This window comes from Streptomyces noursei ATCC 11455 (assembly GCF_001704275.1).
Lineage (GTDB): Bacteria > Actinomycetota > Actinomycetes > Streptomycetales > Streptomycetaceae > Streptomyces > Streptomyces noursei.
This window is the reverse complement of record NZ_CP011533.1, coordinates 2,250,760-2,277,216: the sequence shown is the minus strand read 5'-3', so window position 1 is coordinate 2,277,216 and position 26,457 is coordinate 2,250,760. Positions and strand designations below refer to the sequence as shown.

The window sequence follows — 26,457 nt, the reverse complement described above, 5'->3', positions numbered from 1 at the left end:
GGGTCACCCGTTCCCGTCCGACTCGGGGCGGGCCGCACGGAGGAATCCCCGATGCTCGCCCCACCCATCGGCGATGTCTCGTTCCAGCTGGTTCAGACGCGCCGTGACGGCCTGGTCGAAACCGTCGAGGAAATACTCGTCCCCCGGGCGGGGTTCAATCCGCTTGTTGTCCTGGATGAACGTCTCGACGACCTCACGCAGGCTGGTCCGGGGTGTGACCCGCCCCGCGATGTACCGCTGTGCCCCATCGAGCTCGGGGAAGCCGGCCTCGCGGTACAGGTACACATCACCCAGCAGGTCCACCTGGACGGCGACCTGCGGGTGCGCCGTCGGGCGCATGGTCTGCGGCCGGATGCGGATGAGCTCGGTCTCCGAACCCATGCGCAGGCTCTCCAGTGCGTACCCCAGGTCGATGCGCAGGCCGGGTGCCTGCTGCCGGGCGTAGTCGAAGAACTCATCGAGCGTGCGTCGGAGCTGGTCACGTTCGGGTTCGGAGAGCCGCCCGTCGTCGCGGCCACTGTAGTCCTCGCGAACCGTGACAAAGTCCAGCGGGCGATCGGGGGAAGCCTCGTTGAGCTCGGCGACGAAGTCCACGAGTGCCCGAAGCCGGTCCGCACGCCCCGGCAGCACGATGTAGTTCAGCCCCAGCCTGAGCTGCGAGCCGCGTTCGGCCCGCATCCTCATGACACCCCGCAGGTTTCGCTTGACTCGGTCGAACGCTTTGGGCTTCGTCGTGGTCGCTTGGTACTCGTCGTTGTCCAGGCCGTAGAGTGAGGTGCGAATCGCGCCGAGCGACCAGAGGTCCGGCTGCCTGGCCAGGGTGCTCTCGGTGAGTGCGAAGGAGTTCGTGTACATCGTCATGTCGAAGCCACGACTCGCGCCGTGCGCGACCAGGCCACCGATGCCGGGGTTGGTCAGCGGTTCCAGGCCACCGGAGAAGTAGAGCGCGGTGCGGTTCTCGGTAGGCACCTCGTCGATGACCGACCTGAAGATGCGGTTGCCCTCCTGGATCGAAGAGGGTTCGTACCGGGCGCCGGTGACCCTGACGCAGAAGTGGCAGCGGAACATACACGTCGGCCCCGGGTAGAGACCTACGCTGTAGGGGAAAGCCGTCCGGTGGTAGGTCGCTGCGTCCAACGCGCCTGCGCGGTTCAGTGGGTTGATCGTGTTCGTCCAGTACTTCCCGGACGGCCCGCGCTCAACGGCCGTACGCAGTGCGGGTATTCGCTGGAACACCTCCAGCAGCCTGCCGAACGGCGCGCGGTCCAGGCCGAGCATGGTACGCGCCTGCTCCAGGGGCGTGAACGGGTGGGTGCCATACAGGACCGCGAGAGAGATCAAGTGCTCCGCGTGTTCCCGCGCGGTATCGCTCGGATCGCCGGTCAGTCGGGTGATCTCGGGCGCGAGGAGACGGGCGGTTGCCGCGCGGTCGCTGCCGGGGATCGCCACGTTCTCCACGGCGGTGTCTGCCATGACCGCCGTTGCTGTGGTGCTCATGTGAACAGTGCTCCAAGCATCGTTGACGTTCACGCCGTGACGGAACCCTGCCGGTCCCACAGCGCGTTGACCTGCTCGCCATGGGATGCGCACAGCCGGATGACGCTGCACACCCGGCGAATGTCCTCGAAGGACACCGAGGGGCCGGTGGGCAGGGCCAGTACGCGCCCCGAAAGGCGCTCGGTGTGCGGCAAGCGCAGCGGTGGGTCGGTCCGATACGGCTTCAGCTGGTGACAGGCGGGGGAGAAGTACGGCTGTGCCAGCACCTTCTCGGCACGCAGGATCTCCTGGAGCCGGTCGCGGGACAGCCCAGTGAGCGCCTGGTCAACCTGCATGATGACGTACTGGTAGTTGTTCTCCTCGTTCTCGTCGAACGTGATCAGGCTGATGCCCGGTATGCCGTGCAGTTCCGCGCGGTAGAGCGAGTAGTTCGCGCGGTTGCGTTCTCTGGTTGCGGGGAAAGCGTCGAGCGAGGTCAGGCCCATCGCCGCGGCGGCTTCACTCATCTTGCCGTTGGTGCCGATGCTGCTGATTGTCTTGTCGCGTTCGATGCCGAAGTTGTGCATGACGCGGATCCGGTCTGCGAGCACGCTGTCGTCGGTTACCACGGCGCCGCCCTCGAACGACATCACCGTCTTGGTGGCGTGGAAACTGAACACCTCCGCTGCGCCGAAACCGCCGATCGGCTGGCCGCCGGCGGTACAGCCCAGCGCATGGGCGGCGTCGTAGAACAACTTCACGTCGTGCTCCGCCGCGACCTTCGCCAATGCGTCCACGGGCGCAGCCCGGCCCCACAGGTGAACCCCGATGATGGCGCCGGTCTCCGGTGTGATCAACGAGGCGGCCAGGTCCGGGTCGATGGAGCCGGTTTCGGGGTCGACGTCGCAGAACACCGGCTCCAGGCCGAGCCAGCTCGCGGAGTGCGGAGTGGCGGCGAATGTCAGCGACGGCATGATCACCTGGCCGGTGACGCCACTGGCACGCAGGACGAGCTCAAGTGCGATGGTGGCGTTGCAGGTAGCTATGCAGTGCTTCACGCCGGCGAGGTCGGCGATTCGGTCCTCCAACTCCCGGGCCAGCGGGCCGCCGTTGGTGAGCCAGTTGTTGTCCAGCGCCCAGTCCAGGCGCGCGAAGAACCTCGCCCGGTCGCCGACCGTCGGCTTGCCCACGTAGAGAGGGTGCAAGAAAGCCGACGGGCCACCGAAGAGCGCAAGGTCGGTGATGCTCCGCTTCACGAGCGAACCTCCGCCACCAAGGACGTCGCCTTGTCCCCGCCGCCGCGTGGATCGCCGCCCCACCGCCACTGCGAGATCGGCCGTTCCACGAACGTGTACAGCAGCCAGGCCGCGAGCACACAGATTCCGAAGAACACCACGGCGATACCGATCGCCCCGGGAAGCCCCGGTTGCAGCTTGCTGGTGACCTTGGTGAAGCCGTGCTGCAGGATCAGGTAGTGCACCAGGTAGAACGCGAACGAGATCTGGCCGAGCCAGACCAGTACCCGGTTGCGCAGGAAGGAGGGACGCAGCGACAGGTCCGTTGCGGCGGCGGTGGCCACCATCACGGCCATCGGGACGATCGTCATGGCGACCATGGTGAACAGCAGCGGCTTTCCGCTGCGCTCCGTGACCATGCCGGCTGCGGCATAGCCGGCGACGCAGAAGGCCGTCGCGGCCCACAGCCTGATGCCTGGCCACATCTTCTCGTGCACCATGCGTGCCAGCACCATGCCGAGCATGAACTCAAGCATCCGCACCGGCGGTGCGGCGTAGACGAAGTAGAACTGGAGCAGGTTGTAGTTCACGCCGGGCAGCGGGGCCCCGGGTATCACGCCGGACACGAACGGGACGCAGAAGACCACCGCGACCAGCACGCCCGCCGTCAGCCACAGCCCGCGCCGGGACAGGCGGCCGACCACCCAGGCCAGCAGCGGGAAGCACAAGTACAGGAAGACTTCGCAGGACAGCGACCAGGAGATGGGGTTGACGCCCTGGCTGAGCACCGCCGACAGGTCGGTAGCCGGGTACCAGTCATGCACCAGCAGCAGGCTGGGAGCCGCGATGCTAGCGGACACCTGTTGACCGGAGATGACCAGCAGCGCCAGACCGACGCACCAGGTGACCAGATGGTTCGGGTAGACGCGGAACGCGCGGCGCCGCCAGAAGGCCAAGAGCGTGTCGTTCTTGCGCGGATTGCTCATCAGGACAAAGCCGCTGAGTAGAAAGAAGAAGGAGACCGCCGCCTGGCCGATGGGTAGCAGGAACATGGCGAGCGAGCGGGAAGTCTCGCCCGGGGCGATATAGAACTGGGCGATTGAGTGGCAGGTGAAAACCACTGCCGCCGCGAAGGCGCGCATCCCGGTCAGTGAAGGCATTCCAACAATGCGTGGAATGGATGCGTCGGATGTGGAGGCGGAAGTCTTTTCCGCGCCGGACTCTCCGTCAGCCCGCGCGGCATCGGACTGTTTTTTCTCCAGAAAGCGGCTGTGACCGGCTCGCGAACCTAAACCTAACGACTTACGCGGCCGTTGGCTCTCGTTATGATCGATCTGGACGTCGCGCTGCAACGTATATTCACCCCCGATTAACGTCAAGACCGTGCGTCTCGCGTCTGACCCAGCCTGTCGGCTGTCAACTGTCAACGTCGCTCGTAACCGAACAAGGCCGGGAGGCTTGGACCGTAGCACAGCGATGCAAGCGACCGAAACGAAATTCCCAGTGACCTGGGCGACTTGGGAAATCCCGCCGGCCGCCGCTTCGCCTCGGATTTGCCCCATTGTGCCAGGGTGTGCTCGTGTACTGCCATAGTGGCTTTCCGGTGCGTTCAGTGGTCAGCGCCCAGGGTAGGGGCATGAGCCATCCCCCGAGATGGCGGGGATGCGTGGGGTCTCTCCGGGTAGATTTCTACCCGCTTGGTGATCTTGACCCGGGTTCACCGATGTGGTTACCGTAGCGCAGGAGCATGCATGGACTATCCAGTGTGTCTCCTTCACGTCGACGAAGCGCTCGGGTGACCGAGACGGGGGAAAGTTGGAGACGCGGGATGTCGGTGTTGCCTGGGCAATGGAGCGCTGTCGCCCGACGTAAAGCGTCGGCGAGATGGCCATCCTCAACCTCGCCGGTACCGGTTTTGCCGGCTCATCCGGATCCACGGTTCCCTTAACCGTTGACGACTGTTTCCCGGCCGCTGTGCCTTCGTCTCCCGAATCATCCCCGCATTCGCGGTGACTCATCTGGGAAGTTTCGGATCGCTACGTGGTCATTTGGTGAATTTCCTGTATCTGCTGTGGGGATCAGTGCGCAGTGTTGCCGATCCCGCCATGACCGGCTGGCGCAGAGGAACAGATTCGTAGACTCCCAAGTCGACGAGATTTCGCGTCCTCGACCATAAGAGTGACAAGAGCTGGGGGAAATCTAGTGACTGACAATGACAAGGTCGCCGAATACCTCCGTCGCGCGACACTGGACCTCCGTGCCGCGCGACGACGCATCCGTGAACTGGAATCCGATCCGGTCGCGATCGTCAGCATGAGTTGCCGGTTACCTGGGGGGATCGACACGCCGCAGCGCCTATGGGACCTGCTGGAAGCGGGCGGGGAGACCTTGTCGGACTTCCCCGCCGACCGCGGCTGGGATCTGTCGAATCTGTTCCATCCGGACCCCGACCACCCCGGCACCAGCTACGTCCGGCGCGCCGGCTTCCTCGCCGATGCAGGCGAGTTCGACGCCGACTTCTTCGGTATCTCGCCGCGTGAGGCCGCCGCGATGGATCCGCAACAGCGGCTGCTGCTGGAATCCTGCTGGGAGCTGGTGGAGAGCGCCGGCATGGACCCTCACGCCCTGCGCGGCAGTTCGACCGGCGTCTTCCTCGGCGTGGCCCGGCACGGCTACGGTGCGGACTCGGACGCCGACGGGTACTCGGTCACCGGCACGGCGCCGTCCGTGGCATCCGGCCGCCTCTCCTACTCCATGGGCTTCGAGGGCCCGGCCCTCACACTGGACACCGCGTGTTCCTCGTCGCTGGTCGCCCTCCACCTGGCCATTGAATCGCTGCGACGGGGCGAGTGCGAGCGGGCCGTGGTCGGCGGGGCGGCAGTGATGGCCCGGCCCGACGTGTTCGTGGACTTCAGCCGGCAGCGGGCGATTGCCGCCGACGGACGGTCCAAGGCATTCGGCGCGCACGCCGACGGGTTCGGCTTTTCCGAGGGCGTCGCGCTGGTCATGCTCGAGCGCCTCTCCGACGCGGAGCGCAACGGTCGTCACATTCTCGCGCTGGTCCGCGGCTCGGCGATCAACCAGGACGGCGCCAGTAACGGCCTGTCCGCACCGAGCCGGACGGCTCAGCGCAAGGTCATCCGCTCTGCGCTCGCCAGCTGCGGCATCAACCGGGCAGAAGTCGACGCGGTGGAGACGCACGGCACCGGTACCACGTTGGGCGACCCGATCGAGGCGAACGCGTTGCTGGACGCCTACGGCCACGACCGGGACGTTGACCGTCCCCTGTGGATCGGCTCGATAAAGTCCAACATCGGCCACACCCAGGCGGCGGCCGGCGTGGTCGGGGTCCTCAAGATGGTTCTCGCGCTACGCCACGAGACGCTGCCAAAGACGCTGCACGCCGATGAGCCCACCCCACACGTCGACTGGTCCTCGGGAGCGGTGCGCCTGCTCACCGCAGCGCACCCGTGGCCGCGGACCGAACGGCCCCGCCGGGCGGGCGTTTCGGCGTTCGGCATCAGCGGCACCAACGCCCACGTGCTGGTGGAGGAGGCGCCCGCCCCCCAGCCGGAGGAGCCTGGACAGCGGCCGGATGGCCCGGTGCCGCTCATACTCTCCGCACGCGGCACCGCCGCGCTGCGCGCACAGGCGCAGCAGATTGCGGCGGTGGCCGAAGACCGCGGCACCGACCTGGCCGACCTCGGCCACACCCTGGCCACCGCGCGGGCCCGGCACGAATACCGGGCGGCTGTCATCGCGGCCGACCGGGAAAGTGCCGTACGCGGTCTGCGCGAGGTGGCGGCCGGCCGAGCCGAGATCGTGGGCACGGCCGAGACGGGCCCCCGCAAGGTCTGCTTCCTCTTCCCCGGCCAAGGCTCGCAGTGGGCCGGCATGGCGGCCGGACTGCTGGACACCGCGCCGGTGTTTGCCGAGGAGATTCGTTCCTGCGACGAGGCGCTCGCCGAATTCCAGGACTGGTCGGTGGAGTCCGTGCTGCGCCAGGAACCCGGGGCACCAGCCCTCGACCGGGTGGACGTGGTGCAGCCCGCGCTGTTCGCGGTGATGGTCTCGCTGGCCGCGCTGTGGCGGTCCTACGGCGTGGAACCGGATGCCGTGGCGGGCCATTCGCAAGGTGAGATCGCGGCGGCGTATGTGGCCGGTGCGCTGCCCTTGGCCGACGCGGCCCGGCTGGTGGCGCTGCGCAGCCGCAGCTTGCGCGCGCTGTCCGGCCAAGGCGGCATGCTCGCGGTCAGCCTGGACGAGGACGGTGTCCGGGCCCGTCTGTCGGCATGGGGCGACCGGCTCGCGGTGGCCGCGGCCAACGGCCCCCGGTCGGTGGTCGTTTCCGGTGACCCCGAGGCCCTGCGGGAACTGGCAGCGGAGTGCACCGAGGCAGGCGTACGGGCTCGGATGATCGATGTGGACTACGCCTCCCACTCACCGCAGATGGACCAGGTCCGCGCCGAACTCGACGCTTCACTCAACGGCCTGGCGCCCCGTCAGACGACGGTAACGTTCCACTCGACGGTCACCTGCCAGGTGATGCGCGGAGCCGATCTAGATGCCGGGTACTGGTTCCGCAACCTGCGCGAGACGGTTCGCTTCGCAGACGTGGTACGCACCCTGGCCGATCAGGGCTATGACGCGTTCATCGAGATCAGCCCGCATCCGGTACTGGCAGGCGGAGTGACCGATGTGCTCGACGCGGCGGAGCACGACACCGCGATGGTGGTCGGTTCGCTGCAACGCGACACCGACGACCGCACGGCGTTCCTCACCTCACTCGCCACCGCTCACGTCGACGGGGCGGACGTACGGTGGCAGCCCGCGTTCGCCGCGGCCAAGACCCTCGACCTGCCGACGTACCCGTTCCAGCGCAAGCACTACTGGGAGACCCCGGCCCCGCGCGCCCTGCCCCAGGCCGATGGTCTGACCTACCGCGCGAGCTGGACCCCGCTCGGTGACCGCGGTCCCGCGGCACTCGACGGCACCTGGCTCGTAGTGACTGCCCAAGCGGCGACCCCGCAGTGGGCCGACGAGCTGGTCCGGGCGATCGCCGAGCACGGAGGCGTGCCCGTGGTGTGCACTGTGGACCACGCCACGGACCCGGCCGTGCTGACGTCGGCCGTGGCGGCGGCCATCGACGGCGTCACCGACCTGCGCGGTGTGCTGTCGCTGCTGGCGGCGGACGAATCGGGACTGCCGGGGCGGCCTGGCGCCCCCGCAGGCTCGGTGGCCACCACCGCGCTGACGCGAGCGGTGCGGGACGCGCAACTCGCCGCACCCATGTGGTGCCTCACCCAAGGCGCCGTCCGTACCCCCGGCGACGACCGGCTCGCCCGGCCGGCGCAGGCCGCCGTACACGGCCTCGGCCGGGTAGCCGCACTGGAACTCGCCGAGCGATGGGGCGGCACGGTAGACCTGCCCGAAGCGGTGGACGACCGCGCGCTCACCTGCATGCTGCAGGTACTCGCCGCGGACTGGCCGCGCCGGGAGAGCGAAGTCGCGGTGCGCGCCAACGGCTTGTACGGCCGACGACTGGTGCGGGCGAACGTTGCAGCGGGCGACTGGACACCACACGGCACAGTGCTCGTCACCGGCGCCGCCACGCCGATCGGCGCTCGGCTCACCCGCTGGCTCGCCGCCAACGGCGCGGCACACCTGGTGCTCGTCGGCGAACGTCCCGATGACGAGGCGCACGCACCGCTGACCGACGTCAAGACGACGGTCGTCACCGACCCGGCCGACCTCGGCAACGTGCTCGAAACCCTGCCGCACCCGGTGACCGCACTGGTCCACGCGGAGACGCAGACCGCGTTCGGTGCGCTCACCGAACTCGACCTGGACGACTTCGCCGACATCCTGGCGGCCAAGACGGAGCTCCTGTTCGCCATTGACGCCGCTCTCAGCGGGCGGCAGCTGGAACGTGAGATCTACTGCTCTTCCGTGGCCGGCGTCTGGGGCGCAACGAGCATGGCGGCCTACGCCGCCGGCAGTGCCTACCTCGACGCGCTGGCCGAGCACCGCAGCCTGACCGGGAGGCCGTGCACGGCGGTGGCGTGGAGCCCCTGGGCGGACACCGGCGCTGCAGTCGACCAGGCGCGGCTGCGCGAGCGTGGCCTGCGTGCCCTCTCGCCGGAGCGTGCGCTGGAGGTCTGGAAACGCATTCTCGGCGCGGGCAGCGGCACCGTAGCGGTGTCCGATGTGGACTGGCCGGTGTTCACCGAGGGGTACGGCGCCACCCGGCCCACGGCCCTGTTCGACGAGCTGGCCGAGCACCGGGTGCCGGCCACCGAGGACACCGGCCAGGCGGGCCGGGACGACGAGACGGTACCTACCCCACGCGCCCTGCTCGCCGGGTTGCCCGCCGCGGAACGCCTTGAGCAGCTGATCGAGCTGGTTGCCGAGGCCGTCGCGAGGGTGCTGGGCCACGGCTCGGCGGCCGAGGTCAACGTGCGGCGGGCGTTCAGCGAACTCGGCTTCGACTCGCTCGCATCGGTGCGCCTGCGCAAGGAGCTCGTCGCGGCCACCGGCCTGCGGCTGCCTGCCTCGCTGGTGTTCGACCACCCCACCGTCACCGCACTGGCTCGCCACCTGGACACCCGGCTGGCCGGAGACCGGTCGGCGCAGCCCGCCGAGCAGGTTGCCCGGGTCTGGGACCATGCCCAGGACGAGCCCATCGCGATCGTCGGCACGGCCTGCCGGCTGCCCGGCGGAATAGGCTCGCCCCAGGACCTGTGGCGCGTCATGGCTGGTGGTGAGGACCGCACCTCCGAGTTCCCCACCGACCGCGGCTGGGACCTGGGGCAGCTCTACCAACCAGAACCCGGCCACGCCGGCACCAGCTACGTCAACCGCGGCGGTTTCCTCGCCGACGTGGCCGGTTTTGACCCCGCCTTCTTCGGCATCACCCCGCGCGAGGCCCTCGCGATGGACCCGCAACAGCGGCTGCTCTTGGAGACCACCTGGGAGGCGCTGGAGCGCGCCGGATCCGACCCCACCGGGTTGCGGGGCAGCCTTACCGGTGTCTTCGTCGGCTCCAACGGCCAGTCATACATGCCGCTGCTGGAGAGCGAAGCCGAGCGGGTCGACGGCTACCAGGGTCTGGGCAACTCGGCGAGCGTGCTGTCCGGGCGCCTTGCGTACCACTTCGGCTGGGAAGGCCCGGCGATCACGGTGGACACGGCGTGCTCGTCCTCGCTGGTCGCTGTCCACCTGGCGATACAGGCACTGCGGCGCGGTGAATGCACCCTCGCGGTGGCGGCTGGAGCTACCGTGATGGCCGACCCCTACACGTTCGTCGACTTCAGCACGCAGCGCGGGCTGGCCCTGGACGGTCGGTGCAAGGCGTTCTCCGCGCAGGCGGACGGCTTCTCACTCGCCGAAGGCGCGGGAGTGCTCGTGCTCCAGCCGCTGTCGCAGGCGCGCCGGGAGGGGCGCCAGGTGCTGGCGGTGCTGCGGGGCAGCGCGGTCAATCAGGACGGCGCCTCAAACGGACTGGCTGCACCGAGCGGTCCTGCCCAGGAGCGGGTGATCCGCGCCGCCCTCGCCGACGCCGGACTGTCCGCGCACGAGATCGACGCGGTTGAGGCCCACGGCACCGGCACCGAGCTGGGTGACCCCATCGAGGCGGGCGCGCTGATCGCCGCCTACGGTGCGGACCGCGACCGTCCCCTGTGGATCGGCTCGGTGAAGTCCAACATCGGCCACACCCAGGCCGCCGCGGGGATCGCCGGCGTGTTGAAGACCGTGGCAGCGCTACGGCACGAGCTGCTGCCGCGCACCCTGCACGCGGAGCAACTATCCCCGCACATCGACTGGCCGTCCGGTGCGGTGCGGGTGCTCCAAGAGGACGTCCCATGGCCGCGCGGCAACCGGCCGCGCCGCGCCGGGGTGTCATCGTTCGGGGTGAGCGGCACTAACGCGCACCTGATCGTCGAGGAGGCGCCGGCCGAGCCGGCACCAGGCACCACGCCGGAACCGGCCACCGGGGACAGCCCGGTGCCGCTGCTGCTGTCCGCGCGCAGCGGGCAAGCCCTCACCGCGCAGGCAGCCGCGCTGGCTGCGTGGCTGCGCGACGAGCCGGAGCTGGACCTGGCCGACACCGCCCACACACTCGCCCGCGGCCGGGCCCAGATGGATGTCCGGGCCGCCGTCGTGGGCGAGGACCGCGCGGAGATCATCGCCGGCCTGGAAGCGCTCGCCGGAGGCGGGGCCACCCCACAGGTGGTACCACCGCAAACCATCTCGGCCGGCCGGCCGGTACTGGTCTTCCCGGGCCAGGGCGCGCAGTGGCTCGGCATGGCACGGGACCTGCTCACCCGCTCCGAGGTCTTCGCCGCGGCGATGGCCGACTGCGCGGCCGCACTGGCCCCGCACGTCGACTGGGACTTGCTGGACGTCGTGCGCAGTAGCGGCGACACCGACACCGACACCGACCCGTACGAGCGGGTGGATGTTGTCCAGCCGGTGCTGTTCGCCATCATGGTGTCGCTCGCTGAGCTGTGGCGCGCACACGGCGTGCGGCCCGCGGCCGTGGTCGGGCACTCCCAGGGCGAGATCGCCGCCGCCTACGTGGCCGGCGCACTGTCCCTGGACACCGCAGCCAAAATCGTGGCCGTACGCAGCCGAGTGCTGCGCGTCCTCGACGGCCGGGGCGGCATGGCGTCGGTCTCCGCGTCGGGCGACGAACTGGCGACCGCGCTCGCACCGTGGTCCGGCCGGCTGACCGTAGCCGCCGCCAACGGGCCGCGTACCCAGGTGGTCGCCGGGGAGACCGATGCGCTTGAGGAGTTCCTCGCGTACGCCACGAGCCACGGCATGCGGCCCCGGCGCATCGCCGTGCGCTACGCGTCCCACTCACCCGAGGTTGAACTGGTCGAGCAGCAGCTCCTGCAGGAGCTGGGCGAGACCACGGCAGCCCGCTCGTCGGTGCCGTTCTATTCGACGGTGACCGGCGACGCATTCGACACCACCGGGATGGACACCAGGTACTGGTACCGGAACCTGCGCCAGACCGTGTGCTTCGAGGCAACGGTGCGCCGCCTCCTGGAGCGTGGCAACCACACCTTCATCGAAGTGAGCCCGCATTCGGTGCTGTTGACAGGCATCGAGGAGATCGCCGAGGACGCCAACCGGGACGTGGAGTGCGTGGCCACGCTGCGCAGGGGTACCGACGGGCCCGGCGAGTTCCTGCGCAACCTGGTGCGGGCGCACGTCTGCGGAGTCGACGTCGATGTGCGGCCCGCCGTGCCGGCCGGCGGACTCGTCGAGCTGCCCACCTACCCGTTCGAGCACCAGCGTTTCTGGCCGCGTCCCCGCAAGCGGGGTGGCGACCCGACTGCCTGGGGGATACGCCCCACGGAGCATCCGCTCCTGTCCGGCGCGATCGATCTGCCTGGCGACGGTGGGTACGTGCTCACCGGTGAGCTGTCGCTGGACGAGCAGCCGTGGCTGGCCGACCACGTGGTCAACGGCCTGGCGCTGCTGCCCGGCAGCGCGCTGGTCGACCTTGCGCTGACCGCGGGGGCCCAGACATGCCTGTCCACCCTGGAAGAGCTGGTGCTGGAGGCACCGCTCGTGCTCGGTGAGGCTCGCTCCCTGCTGCGCGTATCGGTAGGCGCGGCCGACGGGGAAGGCCGCCGTTCGGTGGCCGTACACACCGGGACCGGCGAGAGAGACGAATGGTTTCGGCACGCCACAGGCGTCCTCGTCGAAGGCCGGCCGGACACCGATCCGGTGGCCCAGCAGTGGCCGCCGGCCGGCGCCGAGCAGATCGACCTGGACGACCACTACGAGCACCTCGCCGAGCGTGGCTACGCCTACGGTCCAGCGTTCCGGGCCCTGCACGCGGCCTGGCGGCGGGACGGGGAGATCTACGCCGAGGTCACCGTGCCCGGTGCCCAGGACGCCAACGACGCGGCCGACCGACACACGATCCATCCGGTGCTGCTCGACGCCGCCGCACAGACGCTCAGTCTGGGCGCCCTCGGGGAACGGGACACCGCACAGCTCCCGTTCTCCTGGAACAACGTGTCCCTGTACGCGACCGGGGCGGTAACCGTCCGGGTGGTCGCGACCCCGGCCGGCCCCGACGCGATGAGTCTGCGGCTCGTCGATCCGTCCGGGGCACCGGTCGCTTCCGTGGAATCCCTCGTGGTCCGGGAGCTCGACGGGGACTGGCAGGCCCCATCCCACGAAGAGCCGGAGCTGTACCGCCTGGCATGGATGCCGCTGGCGGCTGCGCATCCGACGGTGCCCGCTGCCGTGGTGGCGCTCCAGGACGGCGACCCGGACTGGGACGCCCTGACCGCTTCCGGCATCCCCGACGTCGTCGCCGTCCCGGTGGGCGTGGACACACCGGCCGAGGACGATGCGCCGCTCGGCGTGACCGCCCGTCAGCTGGTGTCCAGCGTGTCACGGCTGGTTCGCCGTTGGCTGGACGACCCGCGCTTCGCCCACTCCACCCTGGTCCTGGTCACCCACAACGCGGTGAGCACCGCTCGCACCGAGCCGGTGCGCAACGCCGCAGGTGCAGCCGTGTGGGGCGTAGTCCGGTCTGCGCAGGCTGAGTCCCCGGGACGCTTCGTCCTGATGGACACCGACGCGGCCACCGAGCCACTCGCCCTCCTTCCCGCGGTGCTCGACCATCCGCAGGTGGCGCTCCGCGCAGGCACAGCCCTGGTGCCGCGTCTGCTCTCCGGGCGGCCGGCCGATGTCCTGCTGCCCCCGAGCAGTGGCGCATACCGGCTCGTGGCCGGCGGCACCACGATCGACGCGGTCCGGTTCGCGCCCGCCCCCGACGCCGAGCGTCCGCTGGCGCCGGGCGAAGTGCGGATCGCTCTCCGGGCGGCCGGCGTCAACTTCCGGGACGTCCTGCTCGCGCTCGGCGTGTACCCCGAGGCCGCCCACATGGGCACGGAAGGCGCCGGTGTCGTCGTCGAGACCGGGTCCGAGGTGACCGGACTGGCGGCCGGCGACGAGGTCATGGGGCTGCTCGAGGGCGGCTTCGGCCCCCTGGCGGTCGCGGACCACCGGCTGCTAGCCCGCATACCGCGCGGCTGGCGCGCCACCGAGGCAGCGACCGTGCCGATCGCCTACGCCACCGCGCACTATGCCCTGCACGACCTCGCCGGCGTGCGCGCTGGACAGTCGGTGCTGATCCACGCCGCCGCGGGCGGCGTGGGCATGGCTGCCATACGCCTGGCGCGGGCGGCCGGTGCAGAGGTGTTCGCCACCGCCAGCCCTGGCAAGCATGAGACGCTGCGCGGACTCGGGCTGGACGACGACCACATCGCCTCGTCCCGGGAACCCGGCTTCGGGGCGAAGTTCCGCGCGGCCACCGGCGGACGCGGCGTGGACGTCGTACTGAACTCGCTGACCGGCGAGTTGCTCGACGAGTCGGCGGACCTGCTCACTTCCGGCGGCGTGTTCGTCGAGCTGGGCAAGACAGACCTGCGCAGGCCCGAGCAGTTCGACGGCCGGTACCGGCCGTTCGACCTGGCCGAGGCGGGCCCGGACAGGCTCGGCGAGATCCTCGCCGCAGCCGCCGCGACCGCCGAGCCGCTACCGGTCACCGCATGGCGGCTGGAGCACGCACCCGCGGCTCTGGCACACATGAGCCGCGCCCAGCACATCGGAAAGCTGGTGCTCACCCTGCCCGTCCCGCCGGACCCGGACGGCACAGTACTGGTCACCGGCGGTACCGGCACGCTCGGCCGGCTGCTGGCCCGGCACCTGGTGACCGGCCACGGTGTGCGTAACCTGCTGCTGGTCAGCAGGCAGGGCGCAGCGGCACCGGGGACGCGGGAACTGACGGCTGAACTGTCGGGCCTCGGAGCCAAGGTAACGATCGCCACATGCGACGTCGCCGACAGGGAGGCGCTGGCGGCGCTGCTGGCCGGCATCCCGGAAGACCGTCCGCTGACCGGTGTGGTGCACGCCGCCGGGGTGCTCGGCGACGGGCTGGTCACCTCAATCGATGCGGACTTGGTGGACCGGGTGTTCGCGCCCAAGGTGGATGCGGCCTGGCACCTGCACGAGCTGACTGCCGACAAGCAGCTGAGCTTCTTCGCACTGTTCTCCTCCGGCGCGTCCGTGCTGGCCGGCCCCGGTCAGGGGACCTACGCAGCCGCGAACGCTGTGCTGGACGCGTTGGCCGGCCACCGGTACGCGCAGGGCCTGTCGGCGACGGCCCTCGGCTGGGGGCTGTGGGCCGAGGCCAGCGGCATGACCGGAGCGCTGAGCGAGCGGGACCGCGAGCGCATGGCACGGCAGGGCATGGCGCCGCTGCCGACCGAGCGGGCGCTGGCCCTGTTCGACCTCGCCCTGCTGCGCGGCGAGCCGGTGGTCTTCCCGCTCGCGCTGGAGCAGTCTGCGGTGCGGGCGTCGCCTGACGCGCCCGAGGTGCTACGCGGCCGGGTGCGCGCGGCACTGCGCCGGGCCGACCGTGGCGAGGCGCCCGGGCGGAGCCTGGCCGACCGCCTGGCCGGGATGTCCGCCGAGGAACAGACGGCCACCCTGTCGGCGCTGGTGTGCACGCATGCGGCCGCGGTCGCCGGACACGACGGCGCTGACGCGGTGCCCACCACGCGCTCCTTCCGCGATCTCGGCTTCGACTCGCTCGCCGCGGTGGAACTGCGCAACCGGCTGGGCCGGGCGGCCGGGCTGCGCCTGCCCAGCACGCTGGTCTTCGACTACCCCACACCACAGGCGGTGGCCGAGTATCTGCGCGGCAAACTCGTCGCCCCGCCGCAGCAGGCCATCGTCGACCGGCTGGAAGGCCTGGAGGTGGCGCTGGCCGACCTGGCAGCCGGTGGGTCGAGCGAGGCCTTCGAGCGAGACGGCGAGGACATCGCGAAGCGGATGGAAAAGCTGTTGGGCTGGTGGAACAGCCTGCGCGGCAAGCAGGACATCGGCCCGGTCGACGAGGTCAGCGATGAAGAACTGTTCGGTCTGCTCGACCGGCGGCTCGGCGAGACAGAGGGGGCTCGATGAGCGCGGAGAAGGACACTACCGAGGACAAGCTGCGCCGGTACCTCCGGCGCACGGTCGCCGAACTGGACACCGCGACCGCCCGGTTACGCGAGTCGGAGGAACGGGCCGGCGAGTCCATCGCGATCGTCGGCATGGCGTGCCGGTTCCCCGGCGGGGTCGATTCGCCCGACAGCCTGTGGGAACTGCTCGCCGCCGGCGGTGATGCGATCACGCAGACGCCCACCGACCGTGGCTGGGACCCGAGCGTGGCCGGCGGTCGGCGCGGTGGGTTCCTCCACGGCGCGGCGGGCTTCGACGCGGACTTCTTCGGTATCTCGCCGCGCGAGGCGCTGGGCATGGACCCGCAGCAGCGCATCTTGCTGGAGATCTCCTGGGAGGCGCTGGAGCGCGCCGGCTACGCCCCCACGTCACTGAGCGGCAGTGCAACCGGGGTGTTCGCCGGGGTCGGCGCGGTGGACTACGGTCCCCCTCCGCAGCAGGCACCGGACGAGGTGGTCGGTTACCTGGGCACCGGCACGGCTTCCAGCGTGGCGTCCGGACGAGTGGCTTATGCGCTCGGCCTGGAGGGCGTCGCCCTCACCGTGGACACCGCCTGTTCGTCGTCGCTGACCGCCGTCCACCTGGCAATGGCGTCATTGCGCCGCGGCGAGTGCGAGCTGGCCCTGGCCGGTGGGGTGAGCGTGATGAGCAGCCCCGGCGCGTTCGCCGTGTTCCGCAGCCAGGGCGGACTCGCCGCCGACGGCCGGTGCAAACCGTTCGCCCGCGCCGCCGACGGGTTCGGGCTGGCCGAGGGCGCCGGCATGCTCGTACTGCAGCGCCTGTCCGACGCACAGCGGGACAGCCGGCGGGTGCTGGCCGTCCTGCGCGGCAGCGCGGTCAACTCCGACGGCGCCAGCAACGGCCTCACCGCACCGAACGGCCCCTCCCAGCGGCGGGTAATCCAAGCGGCCCTGGACAATGCGAGGTTGCGCGCCCACGAGGTGGACTTCGTGGAGGCGCACGGCACCGGGACCGTCCTCGGCGACCCCATCGAGGCGCACGCGCTGCTGGAAACCTACGGTGCGGATCGTGAACGTCCCCTGTGGCTCGGCTCGGTAAAGTCGAACATCGGGCACACCCAGGCGGCGGCGGGCGTCGCCGGCATCATCAAGGCAGTGCTCGCACTGCGGCACGGTGAGATACCCCGCACCCTGCACCTGGACGAGCCCTCTCCACACATCGACTGGGACACCGGCAACATTGCGCTGCTCGCTGAAGCACAGCCGTGGCCCCGGGGCGAGCAGCCCCGCCGGGCCGGCGTCTCCTCGTTCGGCATCAGCGGCACCAACGCACACGTGATCGTGGAGGAGAGCGCCGAACCGCCGGCGGCCGGCACAGACCTGGCCGGCGGCTCCCCGACGGCCGATGCGGGCCGGGCCGACGAGGCGGGCCCGCTGGTGCTGTCCGCCAGGACTGAGGAAGGCCTGCGCGCGCAGGCCCGGCGACTGGCCGACCACCTGGCCGCCAACCCGGGCGTTCCACTGACCGACGTCGGCTACACCCTGGCCACCTGCCGCACCCCGTTCGAGCACCGGGCCGTGGTGGCCGGCCACCGTGCGGCGGTGCTCGACGACCTGCGCGCAGTAGCACAGGGCCTTGCCACGGACAGCGCACCGACCGGCATCGCCGGCGCCGGCCGGCGAGTGGCAATGATCTTCCCAGGCCAGGGCTCGCAGTGGGACGGCATGGCCAGGGAACTGCTGGCCACCTCCCCGGAGTTCGCCGAGCAGATAGCCCGGTGCGAGCAGGCTCTGACGCCGTACGTGGACTGGTCGTTGACCGACGTGCTGGCCAAGGGCGTTGCGCTGGACCGGGTGGACGTGGTGCAGCCCGTGCTGTTCGCGGTGATGGTCTCGCTGGCCGCGCTGTGGCGCGCGCACGGCGTCGAACCGGTCGCGGTAGCCGGGCACTCGCAGGGCGAGATCGCCGCGGCACATGTGGCCGGCGCGCTCTCCCTGGACGATGCGGCGCGCCTGGTGGCGGTGCGCGCCGCCGCGCTGCGCCGACTCGCCGGCCGTGGCGGGATGATGTCCGTGGCCCTCTCCGCCGACCAAGCGCAGGCCCGCATCGAGCGGTTCGGCCCGGCGCTGTCCGTCGCCGCGGTGAATGGCCCCCGCGGGGTCGTGGTCGCGGGCGAGCCGGAGGCACTTGAGGCGCTGCGGGCCGAGTGCGAGGAGGCCGGCATCCGCGCCCGGGTCATCCCGGTCGACTACGCGTCGCACTCGCCGCAGGTCGAGACGCTGCGCGACACCCTGCTCGCGGAGCTCTCCAGCGTCACCCCGCAGGCGCCCCGTATCCCCTTCTACTCCGCCACGACGGGGGAACGCGTCGACGACGCAGTGCTGGACGCCCAGTACTGGTACACCAACCTCCGTGAGCAGGTGCGCTTCGAGCGGGCCACCCGGCTGCTGGCCGAAGCCGGTTGTGACACCTTCATCGAGGTGAGCCCGCAGCCGGTGCTGACCATGAGCATCGAGTCCACGCTCGACTCGGCAGGGACGGACGCTCGCGTACTGGGCACGCTGCGCCGCGATGCCGGCGACCTCCGCCGTTTCCACACCAGCCTGGGTGAGGCGTTCTCGCACGGGGTGGACGTCGACTGGGCGGCTGTGTTCCCGTCCGGGACCGCGGTCGAACTGCCGGTGTACCCCTTCCAGCACCAGTCGTTCTGGCTGCCTGCCGGTTCCGGCGGCGCCCGCCCCACCCCCTCACGAGACTGGCGTTACCGGGTTGTGTGGCAGGAACGCGACTGGGGGCAGGCCCCGCTGACCGGTCGTCTGCTTCTCGTGGACGGCCCCGGTGTGTCATGCGCCTGGGCCGAGGAGATCACCCGGGAGGCCGAGCGGCAAGGCGCCGTCGTTGTGCCTGTGCGGTGCGAGACGCCCACCCACGACGCCATCGTGGCCGCGTTGCGCACCGCCGGCCTTGCCACGGACCCGAGGGATGCGCCGACCGCGGTGGTGTCGTTGCTCGGCCTGGGCGACACCGAGGACCCCAGCTCGGCGGCTCTGGCGGCGCTGGAGCTGGCGAACGCCCTGGGCACGGCCGGCGTGGACGCCCCCTTGTGGATCGTCACCCGCCGCGCGGTGGCGGTGACGCCCGACGACGCCGCTCCCGACCCGGCGCAGGCGATGGTGTGCGGGATCGGCCGGGTGGTCGGCCTGGAGCATCCGGAGCGGTGGGGCGGGCTGATCGACGTGCCCGAGCCGGAACCGGCGCTGCTCCCCTCGCTGGCTGCGGTGCTTGCCCAACCGGGCGGCGAGGAGCACGTTGCCATCCGGCCGACGGGCAGGTGGGTTCCCCGGCTGGTCGCCGCGCCGCGCCAGGCTGCCGACAGCGGGTGGACACCACCGGACACGGTGCTGGTGACCGGTGGCACCGGAGGGATCGGCGCGCACGTGGCGCGCTGGCTGGCCCAGAACGGTGCGCAACACCTCGTACTGCTCAGCCGGCGGGGCCGACAGGCACCAGGCGCCAAGGAACTCGAACAGGAACTGACCGACCTCGGCGTCGAGGTGACCGTCGCCGCCTGTGACGTGGCCGACCGGGCCCAGCTCTCCGCGGTGCTCGACGAGGTGCGGGCGGCGGGCCGTACGGTCCGCGCGGTACTGCACACGGCGGGTGTCTCCCAGTCCGCGTCGGTCGAGGAGATCACCCATGCGGAGTTCACCCGGGTCACGGATGCCAAGGTGCGCGGCACGGTAAACCTCGACGAACTCTGCCCCGAGGCCGAGGCGTTCGTGCTGTTCTCTTCGAACGCCGGAGTGTGGGGCGGCCCAGGGCTGGGCGCCTACGCGGCGGCCAACGCCTTCCTGGACGCGTTCGCACAGCGGCGTCGCCGGCTCGGCCGACAGGCAACATCGGTCGCCTGGGGCCTGTGGGCCGGGGAGACCATGGCCGGTGAAGAGGGCTCCGCGCACCTGCGCGCCCAGGGGCTGCGGCCCATGGACCCGGAACTGGCCATCCAGCAGCTGCACGACTGCCTCGCCGACGACGAGACGTGCCTGTCCGTGGCGGACCTGGACCTGGGGACATTCCTCGACCTGTTCACCGCGTCCCGGCGGCGCCCGCTGTTCGACGAACTGGCCCCTGCGCGTCCGGCCGAGGGTACCGGCACGGATACCGGCGACCGGTCGCGGCTGCGGGACGAACTGGCTCCGCTGTCCCCACCCGAACGGCAACAGCGGCTGACCCAGCTGGTGCACGCTGAGGTGGCCGCCGTGCTCGGGCACCCCGATGTCGATCGGGTCGACCCCCGGCGGGCATTCCGTGACCTCGGGCTCGACTCGGTCACCGCGGTGGACCTGCGCAACCGGCTCGCCACGGTCACCGGGCTGCGCGCGCCTGCCACCGTGGTCTTCGACTACCCGAGCGTGGTGGAGCTCGCCCAACACCTGGCGGAGAAGCTGTTCGGCGGACTGCAGTCGGCAAGCCCGGTGGCGAGCCTCCCCACCGGCGACGACCCGGACGATCCCATCGCGATCGTGGGCATGGCATGCCGCTTCCCCGGCGGGGTGGGTTCGCCCGACGAGCTGTGGGAGTTCGTCACCGCAGGCGGTGACGCGGTGACCGAGATGCCGGACGACCGAGGATGGGACCTCGACCGGCTGTATGACCCGGACCCGGACAGCCTTGGTACCACCTACTGCCGGCACGGCGCGTTCCTGCCCGATGCAGCGAGCTTCGACGCGGCCTTCTTCGGCATCTCGCCGCGCGAGGCGCTCGCCATGGACCCCCAGCAGCGTCAGGTGCTGGAGACCACATGGGAGCTGTTCGAGAACGCGGGCATCGATCCGCGCTCGCTGCGCGGCAGCGACACCGGCATCTTCCTGGGCGCCGCGTTCCAGGGCTATGGGACCGGTGCCGACGTCCCCGACAGCAGTGCAGGCTATGTGCTCACCGGCAGCTCGTCGGCCGTGGTCTCGGGCCGGGTGGCGTATGTACTGGGCCTGCACGGCCCGGCGCTGACCGTGGACACCGCGTGCTCCTCGTCGCTCGTCGCGCTGCACACGGCCGCCAAGTCGCTGCGGGACGGCGACTGCGACCTGGCCGTCGCCGGTGGGGTGTCGGTGATGGCGGGACCGGAAGTGTTCACCGAGTTCTCCCGACAGGGGGGGCTCGCGGCGGACGGCCGGTGCAAGCCCTTCTCGGCGGACGCGGACGGGTTCGGCTTCGCCGAGGGCGTCGCCGTCGTCCTGCTGGAGAGGCTGTCCCAGGCGCGGCGGCGGGGGCACCGCGTGCTCGCCGTGGTTGCCGGGTCCGCGATCAACTCCGACGGAGCATCGAACGGGCTGGCCGCACCGAGCGGACGTGCACAGGAGCGGGTGATCCGGCAGGCGTGGCACCGCGCCGGGATATCCGGCGACTATGTGGACGCAGTGGAGGGGCACGGCACCGGAACACGGCTGGGCGACCCGATCGAGGCCGGTGCGCTGGGCGCGACGTACGGCGCCGGACGGCCCGCAGAACGTCCCCTGTGGATCGGCTCGGTGAAGTCGAACATCGGACACACCCAGGCAGCGGCGGGCGTCGCCGGTGTCATCAAGATGGTGTCCGGCCTGCAGCGCGGCGTGCTGCCGCACTCGCTGCTGCACGGTGAACGCTCCCCCCTGATCGACTGGTCCGGAATCGACGTGGCGACCGAGTCCCGCCCATGGGCCGCCGGCGCGCCCGACGGGGTGCGCCGTGCCGGAGTCTCGGCCTTCGGGGTCAGCGGGACCAACGCGCACGTGATCCTGGCCGAGGCCAGGACACCGGAGCGGACGGAGCCCGGGGCAGGCGACCTGCTGGACGCCCTGGGCGTGGTGCCGCTGCCACTGTCGGCGCACACGCCGACCGCGCTGACCGAAGTAGCCCGACGGCTGGAGTCCCACGTCGGCAACGGCACTTCGCTGGAGGAACTCGGTCTCTCGCTCGCCACCAGGCGGGCTGCGCTGGAACACCGCGCCGTACTGCTGGCCCACGACCATGCGGAGCTGCGCGACCTGCTGGCCAAGGTGGCCGACGGCGAGCCCAGCCCCGGTGTGGTCACCGGTGTGGCCGCCGCGGCGCGCCGGGCGGTATTCGTCTTCCCCGGCCAGGGCTCGCAGTGGACCGGGATGGCGCAGGGGCTTTTGGACACCGTGCCGGTGTTCGGGCAGTGGCTGGCCGAGGTCGACAAGGAGCTGTCCCCAGTCGTGGGGTACTCGGTACTGGCGGTACTGCGAGGAGACCCGGGCACCCCGCCGCCGGACCGGGTGGACGTGGTGCAGCCCGTGCTCTTCGCGGTGATGGTGTGCTTGGCCCGGCTGTGGCGGCTCTGCGGTGTGGAGCCCTCGGCAGTGGTGGGCCACTCGCAGGGTGAGATCGCGGCGGCGTATGTGGCCGGTGCACTGTCTTTGCGCGACGCGGCACGCGTGGTCGGTTTGCGGGCGCGGGCATTGCGCGCCCTGTCCGGCCACGGCGGCATGCTGTCGGTCGCGGCCGGACAGGACCGTGTGCGGGGGCTGCTGGCCCCGTGGGCAGACCAGCTGTGCGTCGCCGCGGTCAACTCCCCGAACGCTGTCGTGGTGGCCGGCGAGCCGGACGCGCTGGCCGAAGCCGAGGCACGCTGCACCGAGGCGGGCGTCAGGGCCCGGCGTATCCCCGTCGACTACGCCTCCCACTCACCTCAAGTGGAGCGCATCCGCGACCGGCTGCTGGCCGACCTTGAGGACATCACCCCACAACGAGGCGACCTCCCGGTCTACTCGACGCTCCACGGGCGCCGCCTCGACACCGCCGAGATGGACGGCCGCTACTGGTACGACAACCTCCGCTCGCGGGTGTCCTTCGACGCGGCGATCGGCGCCGCCGTGGCCGACGGGTTCGACACCTTCGTCGAGGTCAGCCCGCACCCGGTGCTGACCACGTCGGTCACCGAGACGGCCGAGCGGCTCGGTGGGGAGGTACTGGCCCTCGGCACGTTGCACCGGGACCACGCCGAGGGGCATTTCGCCGGCGAGCTGGCCAGAGCACACGCTGCCGGAGTGAGCCTCGACTGGACTGCCGTCTTCCCGGCGGTGGAGCCGGCGCCGCTGCCGAACTACCCCTTCGAGCACCAGCGCTACTGGCTCGCGCCGGACGAGACCGACCGGATCGCCGACTGGCGCTACCGCATCGCCTGGCACCGCCTGCCTGCCACCGCGTCAGCCGCCCTGTCCGGCACGTACCTGATCGTCGGGACCGGAACGGACCCGGTGGAGCACGACGTGGCGCGGGCGGTGGGAGACGCCGGAGCAGACACCTACACGCTGACCGTGGACCCCCTCGCCGCCGGACGGGACGGGCTCGCCGCGTCGCTGCGCGAGGTGCCCGGCACGGTCGATGGGGTCATCTCGCTGCTCGCCCCCGGCAATACATCCGATGACCCCAGGTCCGCTGCGGGCGCGAACCTGCTGCTGCACCAGGCGCTCGATGATGCTGAACTCACTGCACCGCTGTGGCTGGTCACCCGCGAGGCGGTGACTCCGGATGACACCCAGGCCACCGACCCCGAACAGGCGATGGTGTGGGGCCTCGGCCTGGTGATCGGCCTGGAGACCCCGCACCGCTGGGGCGGCCTGGTCGACCTGCCGGCCGTGCCCGGCCCCCGGGCACTCGGCGAGCTCGTCGCCGCCCTGGCCGGGGCCGGTGACGAGGACCAGTTCGCAGTGCGCGAGGACGGCCGGTACGTCCGACGGCTCGTCCGGGCATCCGTCGACCGGAGCGTAGAGAGCTGGGCCCCCACCGGCACGGCCCTGGTCACCGGCGGAACCGGCGCACTCGGCCGCCAGGTGGGCCGGTACCTGGCCCGGCGCGGCGCTGAGCACGTAGTGCTGCTCAGTCGCCAGGGGGCGGACGCTCCCGGGGCCGCGGCGATCCAGGAGGAACTCGGCGCGCGGGTCAGCATCGCGGCCTGTGACGTCACCGACCGGGAGCAACTGTCCGCCGTACTCGCCGGCTTGCGGGAGCAGGGCAGGGCGGTGCGCACCGTGGTGCACCTCGCCGGGCTGCCAGAATCCCGGCCACTGCATGAGATCGCCCCGGCCGGTCTGGCCGAGGTTACCGATGCCAAGGTGATTGGCGCCCAATTGCTCGACGAGCTGTGCCCGGACGCGGAGGCGTTCGTGCTGTTCTCGTCCAACGCCGGGGTATGGGGCAGTGGCGGGCTCGGCGCCTACGCCGCGGGCAACGCCTACCTCGACGCCCTGGCACAGCGCCGCCGCGCCGAAGGCCGGCCCGGCACCTCCGTGGCGTGGGGTGCCTGGGCGGGCGGCGGCATGGCCCAGGCGGATCTCGACGGGCTGGTCCGGCGCGGCCTGCGGCCGATGCAACCAGACCACGCGCTACGGGCATTGCAACAGGCGCTGGACCAGCGGGACACGTGCGTCTCGGTGGCAGATATGAACTGGGCACGTTTCGCGGTGGGTTACACCGCGAACCGGCCCCGGCCACTGCTGACCGAGCTGCTGGCCACCGAGGCGAACGAAGCCGAGACCGCGCCGGTCACCCCCGGTCCGGACAGGCCGCTCGCCGACGAGCTGGCCGGGCTGACCCCAGCGGAGGCCGAGGAACGGGTGATCGCGCTGGTGCGCGGCCATGTGGCCGCGGTGCTCGGGCACTCCACACCGGACGCAGTCGGGCTGGAACAGCCGTTCCGCGACCTCGGCTTCGACTCACTCACCGCGGTCGGCGTACGCAACGCACTCCAGCGCGCCGCCGGGGTGTCCCTGCCGACCACGGTGGTGTTCGACCACCCGACAGTGCGTTCGGTCGCCACCCACCTGAGGTCCCTGCTGGACGTCCCGGCGCGCACGCCCGCCGAGGCCGGCGACACGCTACGCACCTACTACCTGCAGTCAGCCCGCCAAGGCCGACTCCAGCCGTACCTCGACCTGCTCGCCGGCCTGTCCGACTTCCGGGAGCACTTCGACCATGGCTCAGACACCGCCGTCAAGCTCACCGACCTGGCCTCCGGGCCAGGGCCGACCCGGCTGGTCTGCTGCGCCGGCACCGCGCCCACCTCGGGCCCGCACGAGTTCGTCCGGCTCGCCGGCGCTCTGCGGGACCGCATGCCGGTGTCCGCACTGTCGCTGCCCGGGTACGAGCGGGACGAGCCGCTGCCCGTGTCACTGGGCGCGGTGCTCGACGCACAGGCCCGTACCATCCAGGCGGCGTACGGCGATGAGCCGATCATGCTGGTCGGGCACTCCGCCGGCGCGATGATGGCGTACGCGCTCGCGACCGAGCTGGCCGACCGGGGGACCCTCCCGCGCGGGGTGGTGCTCGTCGACGTCTACCCGCCTGAGCGGCAGGACGCCGTCTACGCCTGGCTGAGCGAGCTGACGAGCACCATGTTCGACCGCGAGTACGTGCAGATGGACGACACCCGGCTCACCGCGACCGGCGCCTACGACCGGTTCATGCGCCACTGGCGGCCGCGCGACATCGGAGTGCCCACCCTGCTGGTCAGGGCGACCGAACCGATGGGCCAGTGGCCGGACGACGCGAGTTGGAAGTCCACCTGGGACTTCCCCCACGTCGCCGTGGACGTGCCTGGCGATCACTTCTCAATGATCCAGGAACATGCCGGCGAGATCGCTGAGCGTCTGCACGACTGGATCCACTGCGAGGGAGACATGTGATGACCACTGTGGAACATAGCCGGCTGGGGAGCGCACTCCAGGTTGCCCGCGGGCGCCGGTGGGCTTTCGGCGCGAACGGCGACCCGTACGCGATGCTGCTGTGCGGGCACGATGACGATCCGTGGCATTGGTACGAGCACATCCGCGCGTCCGGCCCGTGGTTTCGCAGCCGCACCGGCACGTGGGTGACCACGAGCCACACCCAGGCGGTCGAGGTGCTCGACGACCCGGCCTTCACCCGAGCGTGGAGCTCCGCACCCGATTGGGCCGCCCCCTTTGCCGGCATCCAAGCCGCTGCTCCGCCGGACCCGCTGCCCGACCGGGAAACGCTGGTCCGCCAGTACGCCGGGCTGATGCCGACGTCGGCAGCGCGGTTCGACCTGATGAGGGACTTCGCCTGGGAGGGCGCGCTGCGCGGCCTCGCCGCCCAGCTCGGCCTTTCCAGTGCGGACACGGGGCGACTGGACGCGCACGCGTCGGCCACCCGGGTGAGCCCGGACGCCGTGCTGAGCCCGCAGCAACTGCTCGTGACGGAACGGGCGATCGCCGCGCTGGCGGACGCACCAGACGGGGCCGCGGTGCTCGGCGTCGAGCTGGCCGCGAACACCGTGTGCCGAGCCATCCTCGCCACCTGCCGGACCGAGGGACTGGCCGACCGGTTGGCCGCCGACCCTGAGCTGGCGACGCGCATCGCCACGGAGACGTTCCGGGCCGAGCCACCGGTCCACCTCGAACGGCGCACCGCCCTCGAGGACCGTGAGCTGGCCTGCGCGCGTATCACGGCGGGCAGCGAGGTGGTCGTCGCCGTCGCGGCCGCCAACCGCGATCCGCAGGTGTTCGCAGATCCCGGCCGGTTCGACCCGGACCGCCCCGAGGCGCCGGCGGTGCTCAGCGCTGACCGCGGCTGCCGCGACGGCCTGGCGGGGTTCGTCGTCGCGCATGTGGAGGCGGCGCTGCGCGCTGCGGCGCAGACGTTGCCCCGCCTCTCCGTGGCGGGGCCGGTGATACACCGCCGCCGTTCTCCGGTGCTCCGTGGGATCAGTCGTTGTCCGGTCGAGATTTAG

At 71.1% G+C, this 26,457-nt stretch carries 5 protein-coding genes and 1 pseudogene; 3 read left to right on the top strand and 3 right to left on the bottom strand.

Going from position 1 to position 26,457, the window contains the following annotated elements; all coding sequences use genetic code 11:
* Positions 1-3: 3 nt before the first annotated feature.
* Genes desII through SNOUR_RS09520 form a run of 3 tightly spaced genes read right to left on the bottom strand, consistent with a single transcriptional unit; the run spans position 4 to position 4,063 of the window.
* Positions 4-1,530, bottom strand: coding sequence for a dTDP-4-amino-4,6-dideoxy-D-glucose ammonia-lyase (gene desII / locus SNOUR_RS09530; RefSeq protein ID WP_312632219.1), 1,527 nt, complete (start codon positions 1,528-1,530; stop codon positions 4-6).
* On the bottom strand, positions 1,527-2,732 hold the full coding sequence (locus SNOUR_RS09525) for a dTDP-4-dehydro-6-deoxyglucose aminotransferase (protein ID WP_067345575.1): 1,206 nt from the start codon (positions 2,730-2,732) through the stop codon (positions 1,527-1,529). Before SNOUR_RS09525 ends, desII begins: the two co-directional genes overlap by 4 nt.
* Complete coding sequence (locus SNOUR_RS09520) at positions 2,729-4,063, bottom strand: acyltransferase family protein (RefSeq protein WP_159425840.1); 1,335 nt, start codon at positions 4,061-4,063, stop codon at positions 2,729-2,731. Before SNOUR_RS09520 ends, SNOUR_RS09525 begins: the two co-directional genes overlap by 4 nt.
* A gap of 850 nt (positions 4,064-4,913) precedes the next feature.
* Here SNOUR_RS09520 and SNOUR_RS09515 point away from each other — a divergent pair.
* The 3 genes and pseudogenes from SNOUR_RS09515 to SNOUR_RS09505 all read left to right on the top strand — a co-directional run bounded on the left by SNOUR_RS09515 (position 4,914) and on the right by SNOUR_RS09505 (position 26,457).
* Positions 4,914-15,710: an SDR family NAD(P)-dependent oxidoreductase gene (locus SNOUR_RS09515; protein ID WP_312632215.1), complete on the top strand. Its 10,797-nt coding sequence runs from the start codon at positions 4,914-4,916 to the stop codon at positions 15,708-15,710.
* Between the two features lie 110 nt (positions 15,711-15,820).
* Positions 15,821-25,393, top strand: a pseudogene (locus tag SNOUR_RS09510) (SDR family NAD(P)-dependent oxidoreductase); the annotation flags it as partial.
* Positions 25,393-26,457, top strand: coding sequence for a cytochrome P450 family protein (locus tag SNOUR_RS09505; RefSeq protein WP_067345564.1), 1,065 nt, complete (start codon positions 25,393-25,395; stop codon positions 26,455-26,457). The pseudogene SNOUR_RS09510 and the gene SNOUR_RS09505, both read left to right, overlap by 1 nt.